The organism is Kordia jejudonensis, assembly GCF_001005315.1.
GTDB classification, from domain to species: domain Bacteria; phylum Bacteroidota; class Bacteroidia; order Flavobacteriales; family Flavobacteriaceae; genus Kordia; species Kordia jejudonensis.
In genome coordinates this window covers 62014-77059 of sequence record NZ_LBMG01000027.1, presented here as the reverse complement: position 1 = coordinate 77059, position 15046 = coordinate 62014, and the positions used below count along the sequence as shown (strand labels likewise).

General features: G+C 34.8%; 10 protein-coding genes. 8 read left to right on the top strand and 2 right to left on the bottom strand.

What is annotated here, in order from left to right:
• Positions 1–15: 15 nt before the first annotated feature.
• On the bottom strand, positions 16–639 hold the full coding sequence (locus AA089_RS13945; RefSeq protein WP_046757572.1) for an L-threonylcarbamoyladenylate synthase: 624 nt from the start codon (positions 637–639) through the stop codon (positions 16–18).
• A 227-nt stretch (positions 640–866) separates the two neighbouring features.
• Between AA089_RS13945 and AA089_RS13940 the strand changes: the two genes are divergently transcribed.
• The 5 genes from AA089_RS13940 (at position 867) to AA089_RS13920 (ending at position 7864) form a co-directional block, all read left to right on the top strand.
• Entirely contained in the window at positions 867–1736 is an 870-nt protein-coding gene (locus AA089_RS13940) for an alpha/beta hydrolase (RefSeq protein WP_046757596.1), read from the top strand.
• Positions 1737–1920: 184 nt separating this feature from the next.
• Positions 1921–5142: a VIT domain-containing protein gene (locus AA089_RS13935; RefSeq protein ID WP_046757571.1), complete on the top strand. Its 3222-nt coding sequence runs from the start codon at positions 1921–1923 to the stop codon at positions 5140–5142.
• Between the two features lie 302 nt (positions 5143–5444).
• A complete protein-coding gene (locus AA089_RS13930) occupies positions 5445–6413 on the top strand; it encodes a retropepsin-like aspartic protease (protein ID WP_046757570.1) in 969 nt (322 codons plus the stop codon).
• Entirely contained in the window at positions 6410–7384 is a 975-nt protein-coding gene (locus AA089_RS23735) for a glycogen-binding domain-containing protein (protein ID WP_053002424.1), read from the top strand. Before AA089_RS13930 ends, AA089_RS23735 begins: the two co-directional genes overlap by 4 nt.
• A gap of 162 nt (positions 7385–7546) precedes the next feature.
• A complete protein-coding gene (locus AA089_RS13920; RefSeq protein WP_241479999.1) occupies positions 7547–7864 on the top strand; it encodes a hypothetical protein in 318 nt (105 codons plus the stop codon).
• A gap of 206 nt (positions 7865–8070) precedes the next feature.
• Here the strand turns inward: AA089_RS13920 and AA089_RS13915 are convergent, their stop codons facing one another.
• Positions 8071–10407 (bottom strand): ATP-dependent helicase, encoded by a 2337-nt coding sequence (locus AA089_RS13915; protein WP_046757569.1) that lies wholly within the window; start codon positions 10405–10407, stop codon positions 8071–8073.
• Positions 10408–10586: 179 nt separating this feature from the next.
• Here AA089_RS13915 and AA089_RS23730 point away from each other — a divergent pair, with 179 nt between their 5' ends.
• The 3 genes from AA089_RS23730 to AA089_RS13900 all read left to right on the top strand — a co-directional run bounded on the left by AA089_RS23730 (position 10587) and on the right by AA089_RS13900 (position 15005).
• Positions 10587–11834: a hypothetical protein gene (locus AA089_RS23730; protein WP_053002420.1), complete on the top strand. Its 1248-nt coding sequence runs from the start codon at positions 10587–10589 to the stop codon at positions 11832–11834.
• A 337-nt stretch (positions 11835–12171) separates the two neighbouring features.
• Positions 12172–13440 (top strand): amidohydrolase, encoded by a 1269-nt coding sequence (locus tag AA089_RS13905; protein ID WP_082113279.1) that lies wholly within the window; start codon positions 12172–12174, stop codon positions 13438–13440.
• A 5-nt stretch (positions 13441–13445) separates the two neighbouring features.
• Entirely contained in the window at positions 13446–15005 is a 1560-nt protein-coding gene (locus AA089_RS13900) for an FMN-binding glutamate synthase family protein (protein WP_046757568.1), read from the top strand.
• Positions 15006–15046: the final 41 nt, after the last annotated feature.

The window sequence follows — 15046 nt, the reverse complement described above, 5'->3', positions numbered from 1 at the left end:
TTATATGCTATTATTTTAAAAAATGACGTCTACATCGCCTTTTCCTTCTCTTATAATTTCAGGTTCATAACCCGATAAATCAATAATTGTAGATGCCACATTATCGCCATAACCACCATCAATGACAACATCAACCAAATTGTCCCACTTTTCCAAAATCAATTCTGGATCAGTTGTATATTCTACAATATCATCTTCATCATAAATGGACGTGGATACAATTGGATTTCCTAATTGTTGTACAATAGTTCGTGCAATATTATTGTCTGGCACACGAATTCCGACTGTTTTCCGTTTTTTGAAGACTTTTGGAAGATTGTTATTTCCAGGTAAGATAAATGTATACGGACCTGGCAATGCTTTTTTGAGAATTTTGTAGGTTGCTGTATCAATTTGACGAACGTAATCGCTAATATGACTCAAATCGTTACAAATAAAAGAAAAGTTTGCCTTTTCGAGTTTGATGCCTTTTATTTTGGCAATACGTTGTAAAGCTTTCGTATTTGTGATATCGCAACCCAATCCATACACTGTGTCGGTTGGATAAATTACCAATCCGCCAGCACGTAAAGCATCAACTACTTTTTTGATTTCTTTCGGATTTGGATTTTCATTGTATATTTTTACAAATTGCGCCATTATATCGTATAACTTACAACACAAAAGTAATTGATTTTTACCAATTATGTGCATTCTTTAGACAAACTAGTCGTTGTGACTTGATCTAGTGAACTAATTAGAGTTCAAATACCTGATTTTAAGTAATTTTCACAATCATTATACGTTGAAAATTTAAGTCAAAATTAAGAAATCGGTATACTTTTTTTTTGGATATTGCGTTTGCATTAGTAGTAAAACCAATTTTTATGAAAAAATCATTCTACGCAGGTATTGCAATCGTATTCATCTTGTTTACTGTTGCCTGTTCGCAAGATAACGATACCGTTTTTACCACAACTCCCACAGATGAAACTACCGTGGAAGCACGTACGTTACTAAATGTTTCGTACGGTGCTGACAGCGATCAAACATATGATATTTATTTACCACAAAATAGAACCTTGTCGACTAAAGTGATGATTTTGGTGCATGGCGGCGGTTGGACTTCGGGCGATAAATCAGATATGTCAAGTTTTGTTGAATTAATGCAAACCGATTTGCCTGAGTATGCGGTTGTGAATATTAATTACCGTTTGGCAGATGATACTACTTCTCCATTTCCGATGCAATTGGAAGATATTACAACGATTATTAATGACTTGAAAGCCAAGAATGAAGAATATATCATTTCGGAAGAGTATGGTTTTTTAGGTACGAGTGCTGGCGCGCATTTATCGATGCTTTGGAGTTATGACTACGATGCACAAGCCAATGTAAATATGGTCGCAAGTATTGTTGGACCAACGAATTTGGCAGATGCAGCCTATTTGAATAATGCTGATCCAACAATTCAGGCATATATAGATTTGTTAGGAATGGATGTCGTAGTGCCTTTTTTAGAAAACTTTAGTCCTTTTCATAAAGTTACAGATGACGCACCACCAACAATTTTATTTTATGGCGGACAAGATCCGTTGATTCCGAACTCACAAGGAATGGATTTAAGCGATAAGTTACTACTTTTAGGTGTCACACACAGTTTTGTTTTCTATCCAAATGAAGGTCATGGTTGGGTTGGCGCAAATGCATTAGATACGTGGACGAAGTTTAAAGCATTTGTTGCAGCGCATCATTGATATTGGAATTGAAAGATTGAATGATTAAAAGATTCAATGATTGAATGATTGAATGATTGAAAAAGTATTACGTACCAACTAATTGAAATGAGTTTCTTTCAGAAATCTGTATTTCTTAAAATTTTCTAAAAACGGTATAAAAATTGATAAAAATAGCTAATATTTAGTCTCAAAACCGATTTTTATGAAAACACTAGTACCATTCGTGTTGTTACTATTTTTTACCGCAAATAGTACTGCACAACAAGTCCCAATTCTCAAAGTGGGCAAAACTCAAGTTGGACTTTCTTCTGTAGATATTACTGTAGAAATTATTGGAAGCAAAGCCGTTACAACGTTTGACATGTTGTATTACAATCCAAAAAATCAAGTATTAGAAGGCGAATTATCTTTTCCGCTTGGCATGAATGCAGAAGTGTCTCGTTTTGCTTTAGATGTCAACGGAAAACTTCGAGAAGCCGTAGTGGTAGATAAGGAGTTAGGGAGAATTGCCTTTGAAGAAGTCGTTCGCCGCAGAGTTGATCCTGCTTTGCTTGAAAAAGGCACAGGAAATAACTACAAAGCGCGTATTTACCCTATTCCTGCAAAAGGATACAAACGTGTTGTGCTGGCGTATGAACAAGATTTGATCTATAAAAAAGATGGTTATTATTATGATTTGCCACTGCATTTTGAAAACGAATTAGATACCTTCAAACTGACAATTACTGCCTTTGAACAGGAAACTACACCCATAATTGAAAAAGGAAATGCTACTGGATTGAACTTTAAAAACTGGAAGCGCAATTTTAAAACGAGCATTACTAAGTCAAATTATATTGCTAACAAAAGTATTTTAATCAAAGTTCCAACATCAACTGACACAAAAAAATTGTTTCTTTCACAAGACTATTTTTATGGACATCTTATTTTGAATCCTAAGAAAAGAATTCGTAAAAAAGCTTCTGAAATTACCCTATTATGGGATGCTTCACTTTCTATGGAAGAACGTGATATTGAGAAAGAACTTGACGTTTTAGCAAGTTATTTTTCATATGTAGACAATGTAAAAGTACATTTTAAATCGTTTAGCAATGTTGTGTTAACCGAAACAGTGTTTGATATCCGAAACGGAAATTGGAATGATTTAAAAAACGAAATTCAACAAACTATTTACGATGGCGGTACAAGTTATCAAATTTTAAAATCGGAATTAAAACAATCGGATCTTGTGTTGTTATTTTCCGATGGAATTCAATCATTAAGTGCCATACATCCTGACGCAAAAACACCTATAATTGTATTAAATAGCTTGGTAAAAGCGAATCATACAAGTTTGAAAAAACTCGCAGAAACTAGCAACGGAATGTATATAAATTTGAGCGCAAAAACGGCACTGGAAGCTTTTGCGAATATTAAATATGAAACTTATAAATTCCTAGGGTTTTCGTCAAATTCTAACCAACTTGAAATATATCCGAATACTCCTCAAATTGTAGAAAACACCTTCGCTATTGCTGGAAGAAATATACAAAATGATGATAGTATTATTTTAAATTTCGGACACGGAACTACAACTGAGGAAACTGTTATTTTACATTTTAAAGATGCACAGACAAATGTTTCGGGAATTCCACGCATGTGGGCACAAAAAAAGCTTGCCTATTTACAAAAAGATATAAAAGCAAACAAAGCTGAAATCATAAAGCTTGCGACAACTTACGGTTTGGTTACCGATTATACTTCATTGATTGTCCTAGAAGAAGTGATGGATTATATCCGTTACGAGATTGAGCCACCAGCTGAGTTGTTAGATGAATACAACAAAATTATGGCAGATATCGCCATTCGCAAGAAGAAAAATCCAAATTACCAACCGATTCAAATAAATGCCGTAGAAGATAATGAGAGAGCGTTTGACCGTATGAACCAGTTTAGCGAAGAAATCACGATTAGTGAAAATATGGTTATAGAATCAAGAACATTTAACTTCACGACAATCGAAAATACAGCATCAAATGTCGAAGAATTTGACGAAAATCTTGAAGAAGAAATTCCATTTTCGAGTGTAGAAGAAGCGCCTATATTTCCTGATTGTGAATCAAAAGCGAATAAAAATGAGCAAAAACAATGTTTTGCTGAAAAAATCCGAAAACATGTAACGGATAATTTTAATAAAAATATTGTAAATAAACTCAATTTACCTTCAGGAAGAAAACGTATTAATGCATTATTTACCATTAATGAGCAAGGTACTGTTGATACAATTTTGGTGCGTTCGCCACATGAAGATATTTCTGAAGAAGTAAAGCGTATCCTGCGTTTATTACCACAAATGACACCAGGAAAAGAGCGTGGAGAAAATGTAGCCGTTCGTTACAATTTACCAATTATACTTTCTATTGATGCTAACGGACAAATTTCACAACAAACAGTTAGTAGCAGTCAACAACAGCAAACGGAGCCAAGAAATACCATCAATTTTACTAAGTACAAAGGAAAACTTAAAATTGTCGATCAAACCTTAAAAACGCGATATATAAAAGAATTATCAGGGTTTAATACCAAAGAAGAAGCATACTATTTTTATTTAATTCAGCGTAAAAAATACGAACAAACTCCTGCCTACTTTGTAGATGTTTCTAATTTTTTCAAAAATCATTTCAATGCGATTTCATATGCAGATCGAATCGTATCAAACATTGCCGAAACCGATTTTGACAATTACGAATTATTGAAAGTTTTTGGATATCAGCTCCAAGCAAGCGATCAACACAATTTGGCATTATTCATATTCAAACGCGTGTTAGAATTACGCACAGAAGATGTACAATCGTACCGTGATTTGGCAATTGCACATGAAAATGTAGGCGAATGTCAAAAAGCGTTTGATTTGTACGAGCATATTCTTTCTGGGAAAATTTATAAAAATACCCAAAGACGTAATTTTCAAGGTTTGAATTCTATTGTAACGCATGAACTCAATGATTTAGTCAAAAAATACAAAGACGATTTGGACACAAGTGCGCTTGATTCGTTAAAAATTGATCCAAAAATTGAAACATTTGACGTACGTGTTGTGGTTGATTGGAATCATAACGATACAGATATTGACTTACACATAATTGATCCTAATTTGGAAGAATGTTCGTATCAACATACGAAAACTAATATTGGTGGAATAATATCGAAAGATATGACACAAGGTTTTGGTCCAGAAGAATTTACACTAAAAAACGCCATCAAGGGCAACTATTTTGTGAAGATAAAATACTTTGGCGACCGCTATCAAAAAGTGGAAAATCCAACATTTATGAAAGTGACTTTGTACACGTATTTTGGAACTGAAAAACAAACCAAAGAAGTCAAAATCATTCGATTGACAAAATCAAAAGATCAACAAATTGTTGCGAAGTTGAGTATTTGATTGGGTTTTAGGACGCTTTGCTTTTGGGTCTTGGGTTTTCGGTGCTAGGGAGTTTTGCTTTTGGGTTTTGGGATTTCGGTGCTAGGGCGCTTTGCTTTTAGGTCTGTAATGTCACATCGAGCGCAGTCGAGATGCTAAAGTAGTTCTCGACTGCGCTCGAACTGACATAGAAATACGATTTCGTCTTGTTGAACTTGATTGAGTATCTCATAGATGATTCGCTATTTCAAAAATAAGTGCGATAAACTGCAACAAATTCCGAAAAAGATCGTCTATATAGTATCATCATCAATCAATCAACCATGAAAAAATTAATACAAACCACGATCGTGCTGTTGCTGTGCATTGCCAATTTGCACGCTACAGAAGATGATACTTCGGTTGAAATTCTGTTTCCCGAAGCCGAATTTTTAAACCATTACACTGCACGAATTCCGTTTAAAGTCATTGATCAACTTATTGTAGTTGAAGCCGAATTTCTCAATCAAAAAGGCGATTTTATCATCGATACAGGTTCAGAAACGTTGATTTTAAATAAAAATCATTTTCCTAAAGGACAATTTTTAACAAAGAAAAGAACCAAAACAACGGGCGTTACGCGTATTATCGATCAGCCATATGAACGCAAGTTGAGCGAGTTTATTCTATCGACATTCAGTCTAAAAGATAAGAAATCGGACGTTATTGATTTGTCACATATCGAAAAAAGCAAGAAAATGCACTTGTTAGGTATTATTGGTTATAATATTTTAAAAGATTACGAAATTTTTATCGATTTATACCTAAATCAAATTACACTGACAAAGTTAGATACACATGGAAATCGACTTGACACGAAAGTATATGCCGAAGAACTTTCAGACAGTTTAGATTTTGAATTGAAAAAACATACCATTGTGATTTCAGGCACGATTAACGATAAAAAAGTACGTTTTGCATTGGATACTGGCGCAGAATTCAATCAATTGAATAAAAACAGTCATAAAAAAATATTGAAAAATTTTCGTCCAATGCGTACCTTATCTCTTATTGGTGCTGGAAATCGAAAAATAAAGGTTTTGGCAGGAAAATTGTATAATTTCCGAATGAGTAAAACACAAGGTGTTGGACCAATGTACACGGTTATTACCAATCTTCGCAAAATGCGAGAAGCTTATGGAACTTCGGTTGACGGCGTTTTGGGGTACGAATTCTTGAAATATAAACGTACGATCATTAATTACAAAAAAGAAAAAATATATTTTATAAAATCGCCTATATTTAAACCTTGAAAAATAATTTACAACATATCGTAATTGTACTACTGCTTTTCATTACTTCTACTGTATTTGCACAGGAAGAAATGGCAAAAGGATATCATTTGGAAGGCGACGAAGTGATTTTCACATTTGATAAACGTGACTATTTTGAAGTTACAGATGATGTGACTCAGGAACGTATTCCGATTGGAAATGAATCAATTATCATAAAAAATGTAGCGGTTTCTGGTCAATTTAACAATTGGGCAAAAGACCAATGGATTATGAAGCAATTAGACGAATTTCGTTATGAGTTTCGTAAAAAGATTGCTGATTTTACAGATGAATTTTCATGGGAATTTAAGTTTGTCATCAATGAACAATTTTGGGCGGAGCCAGATACTACTATTCAAAATACTGTTTCTGCAAAAGATAAATATGGGAAAGATTTGCATGTGTATAATTTAAAAATGTACAATGCGTTTGTATCGGAAGATGGAAATACTTCTTTTTACCTAAAAGGCTATCAAAACGCTGAAAAAGTGATTCTTGCGGGTTCATTTAATAAATGGGACGAACAGTTATTTCAACTCAAAAAAGTGGATGACGGTTGGTTTATTACGCTTCAATTACGGCCTGGAGTTTACCAATATAAATTTATTGTGGACGGCATTTGGATTACGGATGAAGCCAATCCAAATAAAATTAAAAACGAATTCAATGAATACAATTCGCTTGTAGAAGTAAAAGCATATTACACATTTAAATTGCGCGGCTATCAAGATGCTAAAAAAGTATTGCTTTCAGGAACATTTAATGATTGGTCGGAAGACGGATTTAAAATGTTTAAAACCGATTACGGCTGGAAATTTACCATACTACTTCCTAGCGGGAAACATCAATATAAATTTATTGTAGACAATCAATGGATTCTTGATCCTTCAAATCCTGTCAAAGAATACGATTACAAAGGCAATGTCAATTCGGTTTGTATGGTGCGATAGGCTGGACTTATTTGGATGGTTTGACTGTTGGATTTTTGGATTTTTGGATTTGTATCTTCTGGTGATTTTTTTGAAATGTAAAGAATAAAAATGCGGATTTACCAATGCTGAGTTTGAAAAAATGGTTACATTCTTGGATGAATTATTGAAGCAATAACACCTATGAACTTAACTTCTTTTAAAAAGAAACTACAAGAAAAATCTATTTTCTATTCTGATTCAGTTCTTATAGATGATATGCCTTCTGTTGTTGGATATGACAAACAATTTCGATGGAGTTGGATGGCAACACAGTTACATACATTTTTTATAGCATCAGATTGCGGAGATATGCCAATTACCAACATATATATAGAAAAGCATTTGAGATCAGCGTTCACTTACACCAAATCGGCATACGATGGTTGGCCAAGAGGTTTTCAATCAGCAATTGGTGTAGTTAGCATTCTAATTTCAGACAATGTTTCCGAAGAAGCCTAAACGTATTGCAAAAAACTACAATCTGGTAAAAAATGGGCAGCATTTACGATTCCTGTAGTCATTAATCGTACAACAAAAGAAGTGTTCTTTTTTGATAAACGACCAATGTGGGGAAGAATCTATTTTCCCTATTTTACCCAAATGATCATGGAATTGACTACTAAATAAAAAAACTACTACTTATAAATTATGATAATTTTTCTTAATTAAGAAAGCACTTTTAATTTCGCAAAACGCAACAATAATTTCTTAATGCCTCCGACTTGAAATTTGATTTCTGCTTTTTTATCGCCACCAACTCCTTCAATTCGTAAAATTTCTCCACGTCCAAATCGTGTGTGTTCTACTTTTGTTCCTGGTGCCAAATCGCCATCAAATAAACTTGGACTTGGCGCTGAACTTTCAGATGTTTGTGGTTTTAACTTTCGTAATTTTCTAATTTGCTCAGGCGTTGGACTTCCCACAACTGGCGGTCTTCCTGAGATTGGCTTTTGCAAACGCAACTTGCTTTTATCAACTTCTCCAAAAATATCATTGTCAATTAATGGTTTGAAACGATAATTATCAATTGGCGTAATATAGTCTAAATATTTATCATCAATTTCTTCTATGAAACGACTTGGTTCGGCATCGACCAATTTTCCCCAACGGTAACGACTTTGCGTATAAGTCAGATATGCTTGTTTTTCAGCGCGCGTTAACGCCACATAGAATAAACGGCGTTCTTCTTCCAATTCGCTACGTGTATTCATGCTCATTCCCGATGGAAATAAATCTTCTTCCATTCCAACAATGTAGACGTACGGAAACTCCAATCCTTTTGCCAAGTGAATCGTCATCAATGCCACTCTATCATCATCGCCTTTGTCATTATCCATATCCGTTGCCAACGCAACATCTTCTAAAAATTCTGCCAAAGCACCTGTCGCATCTGCCACTTCTACTTGTCCTTCTACAAAATCTTTGATACCATTCAGTAATTCTTCAATATTTTCAATTCGTGCAATTCCTTCAGGCGTTCCGTCTTTTTTCAGTTCTTGCACTAAACCTGTTTTTTTGGTCACATGCGCTGTTAATTCAAATGCATTTGCACCTTCACTCATAATTTGAAAACTTTTAACCATCGTTACAAAGTTTTCTAATTTTGTCTTCGTTCCTTTATTTATTTTGAGATCGATCTTAGAAATATTTTCCATCACTTCAAACATGGAACGTCCGTAATGTTTGGCAGCTACGACTAATTTGTCAATTGTAGTTTGCCCAATTCCACGTGCTGGATAATTGATCACACGTTTTAAGCTTTCTTCATCTTTTGGATTTACAATTAAACGCAAATATGCCAAAACATCTTTGATTTCCTTGCGTTGATAGAATGACAATCCTCCATAAATTCTGTACGGAATGTCACGTTTACGCAAGGCATCTTCCATTGCTCTTGATTGTGCATTGGTGCGATATAGAATAGCAAAATCGCCATTGTGCAATTGCTCACGCATCTTCGTTTCAAAAATGGAACCAGCTACAAAACGACCTTCTTCCCCATCGGTAACGCTTCGGTTTACCTTTATTTTTCCTCCTTCGTCATTTGCTGTCCAAACTACTTTATCAAGTCTGGTTTTGTTATGTTCAATAACAGAGTTTGCCGCTTCAACAATATTTTTTGTAGAACGGTAATTTTGTTCCAAGCGATACATTTCAACATTATCATAATCTTTTTGAAAGTTTAAAATATTGTTGATGTTTGCCCCACGAAACGCATAAATACTTTGTGAATCATCTCCAACGACACAAATGTTCTGAAAACGATCTGCCAAAGCTTTTACAATCAAATACTGTGAGTGGTTTGTATCTTGATACTCATCTACCAGAATGTAGCGAAAACGATTCTGATATTTTGCCAATACATCTGGAAAACGATTTAGTAATTCGTTGGTTCTCAATAACAAATCATCAAAATCCATCGCGCCAGCTTTGAAACATCGATCTACATATTCTTTGTAAATTTCGCCAACTCTTGGACGTTTTGCCATTGCGTCAGCTTCTACCAATTCTGGATTATTAAAATACGCACGAACCGTAATCAAATTATTCTTAAACGAAGAAATACGCGATCGAATTTGTTTGTACTTGTATACATCTTTATCCAATTGCATTTCCTTGATAATCGAACGAATTAGTCGTTCAGAATCTTGTGTATCGTAAATGGTAAAGTTGCTCGGATAACCTAGTTTATCTGCTTCAAAGCGTAGAATTTTTGCAAAAATAGAATGGAATGTTCCCATCCATAAATTTTTAGCTTCAGCACCAACAATATCGGTAATACGCTTTTTCATTTCACGTGCTGCCTTGTTGGTAAATGTGAGCGATAAAATATTGAACGCATCAACGCCTTGACTCATTAAATACGCAATGCGATATGTAAGTACTCTTGTTTTTCCTGAACCTGCACCAGCTATGACCATTAGCGCGCCATCTTTGTGAAGTGTTGGCGCTCGTTGCGCGTCATTGAGCTGATTTATATAGTGATGAATGTCTTGCTGCATAATTGCTTCAAAAATAAAACACTCAGCTCGCTATTACAACTGCTTTATACGAAAGTTATGCACTTTTTCTGTTGATTAGTAAAAAGATTGACTTTTTTAAAAAATTTACTTAAAAATTACGTAAAAATACGTTGCTACAACTTTGGAATATTTTGCTAATTTTAAAAAAAATTAATTACATGGGACATCCTAAAGAAATCTTGATTCTTAGACATGCAGAAAAACCTGCTGATACAAGTAATGAAAACTTATCAACCAAAGGTTATCAACGTGCTGCGGCATTGGCGTATTATTTGCCTGAAACTTTTGGTGCAATTGATCATATTTTTGCAGCTGGTGTTGGACATAAAAGTCACAGCAAACGTCCCATAGAAACCATTACACCTTTAGCGGAACGATTGGGTAAAAAGATACATGATTCTTACTTAAAATATCAATATCCAGAAATGATTGCACATATTTTTGGAGACGACACCTATACAAATAGCACCATCGCAATTGCGTGGCAACATACAGATATTGAGGATATTGCAAACGCATTTGGAGCAGTAAAAGTTCCAACTACTAAATGGCCTGGCGATTGTTTTGATTTGGTTTGGAAACTAACTCTAAATGCTGATAATAGTTATGCATTGGAGCAAATTCCGCAACTATTAATGTACGGAGATTCAGATGATATTATTGTGGATTCTACAACAAAAACTTTCTGTGAAGAATTATTGAGTATTGATCCAAGAGATTTGTGCGGAATGAATCCTGCTATTCCTGCTGGAAACTTTTCAAATATAGCAATGACCTGTATTTTTCAAGTTCCAAAAGCATTTGTTCCTGAAGGATTAACGGAGCAATTTATATTTGTTGGTGCTGGATTTTTACTCAATGAACAAGCTATTATTGACAATCAAATTGCAGCCGTTTTAAATGTTGCATATGATGAAAATGATCCAGAAGACTTACAAATTCCGTTTTCAGATCCCACCATCGATAAAAGAGCTGCTTTGCCTTTTCAACTTGCTGAAAACGAAAAATACTATCTAAATCAATTGGATAAAGTTGGTTTAGTTGATGGGAATGAAAATGATATCAATACACTTGTTGCTGCTGTTTTAGAAGCAGAACAATTGCTAAATGCACCAACGCCAACACAACAAAAAGCGGATGGAATGGTCAATTTCTATGCGCAAGGAAATTTAGTCATTCATTGCCATGATGGCGGAAGTCGTTCGGTAACCGTAACCGCATTGTATTTATATTATAAATATTATGCAACTACTGATATTTCATTTCAAGATGTGTATAAAAGTATCATTTGCTTGCGCTGGAATCATTCTGTAAATAATCATCCAACACAAGGAATCTGTGAAAATGCATACGAAGTAATAAATACATATGAAGCTTTATTTCCTGAGCCTATTCGAAAAAAATAAGATTAAAAAAACTTGGAAGTTGATACGGTGTAATTTCTAACTTTAAAATTAAAAATGAATTTCGGCTCAGAGGAGAATCATTTTTTACTATCATTTGTTCAATCTATGAAAATGGTTGATTGTTCAAAAAATCATAGATATGTGTCATTTTGGATTCGACTCAAAATCTTATCACGTTGATTTTCAATGATTATGAGAAACCGAATCAAGTTCGGTTTGACGAAAATTCAGCTTTTCAAGCAGCTTTTTTTAAATCATATAAGTTTTCTAAAGGAAGGTTTACAAACAAAAAAATTGAATATCTTTGAGTTTATAATTATTCCAACCCAAAACAACCATGAAGAAATACTTACTTTCCATCTTTTTACTTTCGTTTTGTTTTTTAACTGCACAAGAAGGATTTGAAAAAGATATAGACGCAATTGAAGCAAAATTAATTGAATGGAGACGCGATTTTCATGAACATCCAGAATTGTCTAACAGAGAGTTTAAAACTGCTGAAAAAATAGCCAAACATCTCAAATCATTAGGTTTAGAAGTACAAACTGGCGTAGCACATACTGGTGTTGTTGGAATTTTAAAAGGCGATCTTCCTGGAAAAGTACTAGCATTACGTGCCGATATTGATGCACTTCCTGTAACAGAACGCACCGATATTCCGTTTAAATCTACCGTAAGAACCACCTTTAATGATGTCGAAACTGGTGTAATGCACGCTTGCGGACACGATACGCACATTTCAATACTCATGGGTGTTGCCGAAATATTTTCAAAACATAAAGACAAAATCAGAGGAACGATAAAGTTCATTTTTCAACCTGCCGAAGAAGGCGCACCAAAAGGCGAAGAAGGCGGCGCAGAATTAATGGTAAAAGAAGGTGTACTAAAAAATCCGGATGTAGATGCAATTTTTGGATTGCACATTAGCGCTGGACAAGATGTAGGAACAATCAACTACAAATCTGGTGGAATTATGGCAGCTTCACAAAGCTTTGAAATTACCGTAAAAGGAAAGCAAAGTCACGGTTCACGACCTTGGACAAGTATTGATCCTATTATGGCAAGTGTAAAAATTATTGATGGTTTACAAACGATTATCAGTCGTGAATCTGAATTGACAAAAGAAGGTGCAGTCATCACAATTGGAAAGTTTACAAGTGGTGTTCGAAGCAATATCATTCCTGAGAAAGCTACATTGGTCGGAACCATTCGTACGTTGGATTATGATATGCAAGCATTTATTAACAAACGTATGAAAGAAATGGTGCCAGCAATCGCGAAAGCATACAGAGCCGAAGCGACTATTGAAATTGCAAAAGGCTATCCTATTACGTATAATGATCCTGATTTAACAGCACAAATGTTGCCATCACTTCAAAAAGCTGCTGGTGCATCAAATGTAAATGAAATTAGAGCCATTACAGGCGCAGAAGATTTTTCATTCTTCCAAAAAGAAGTCCCAGGATTGTATTTTTTCTTAGGCGGAAAACCTGTTGATCAGGAAGCAACTTCACATCATACACCTGATTTTTACATTGATGAAAGCGGTATGAAACTCGGTGTAAAAGCATTTATTCAACTTAGTATAGATTATTTGAACAATTAATATTTATGGACACAGTTTTAAACTTTTTAGGAATGATCACATGGTGGATGTGGATTCTTATTGTACTTGCAGTCATTGCGATTAGAGATATTATACAAAAAAAACACATCATTATTCACAACTATCCAGTTGTGGGACATCTACGTTATTGGTTTGAAAGTATTGGTCCTGAAATTCGCCAATATTTTGTTGCTAACAATCGTGAAGAATTGCCTTTTAATCGTATTGAACGCGGCTGGATTTACGCTTCCGCGAAAAGTCAAAATAACTATGAAGGTTTTGGAACCGATCGTGATATTTACGCACATCAACACGTGTTTATCAATAATGCAATGATGCCTTTTAAAATTGAAGACGATCATCCGAATGCAAAGGACAAAACATTTTTACCATGTGCAAAAGTAATGGGCGAATTTAATAAAAGAAGACGTCCATATCGTCCTGCTTCCATCATCAACATTTCAGCAATGAGTTATGGTTCGTTATCTGCAAAAGCAATAGAATCATTGAACAAAGGTGTAAAAATGTCGGATGCATATCATAATACTGGAGAAGGTGGATTGTCGCCGTATCACAGTAATGGTGGCGATGTCGTATTTCATTTTGGAACAGGATATTTTGGCGTCCGTACAAAAGACGGGAATTTTTGTATGGAAAAAATGATAAAACTGGTGGAAGACAATCCGTTTGTCAGAGCTATCGAAATTAAATTATCACAAGGTGCAAAACCTGGAAAAGGTGGCGTGTTGCCAGGCGAAAAAATATCAAAAGAAATTGCAGAAATTCGTGGTGTTGAAGTTGGAAAAGATGTATTATCACCACCAAATCACAAAGCATTTTCTAATGTACCCGAATTGATGGATTTTATTGAAAAAATTGCAGAAGCTACAGGTTTACCTGTTGGAATTAAAGCGGCAATTGGAAAACTTGATCAATGGGAAGAATTGGCAGAAATAATGAAAAAAACTGGTAAAGGACCTGATTTTATTGCTGTTGATGGTGGCGAAGGTGGAACTGGAGCCGCACCGCCAAGTTTTGCAGATCATGTTTCGTTACCTTGGGTGTACGGATTTGCAGATTTGTACAGATTGTTTAAAGATAAAGGACTTACCGAACGAATTGTATTTGTAGGAAGTGGAAAACTTGGTTTCCCTGCGAAAGCTGCGATGGCGTTTGCAATGGGAGTTGATTGCATCAATGTGGCTCGTGAAGCCATGATGAGTATTGGCTGTATTCAAGCAAAAGTTTGTCATACCAATAAATGCCCAACTGGAATTGCGACGCAAAGCAAATGGCTACAAAGTGGAATTGATCCGACATTGAAATCGGTTCGTTTGGCTCAATATTTCAAAACTTTTCGAAAAGAATTTATAGAAATTACCCATGCAGCAGGTCATGAACATCCGTGTCAATTTACGATGGATGATGTAGAAGTAAATGTAGATGATCATAATTTATCTAAGGAATTAAAATCAACGTACATGTATGAAAAAACGTCAGTTCCATTTACTAGCATGCAAGCATTAAAAGATTGTGAATATTTGGGAGGAAAAGTTAATAATTAGATTGTTAGATTATTAGATTGTTGGAAACTACGTTCACTTTT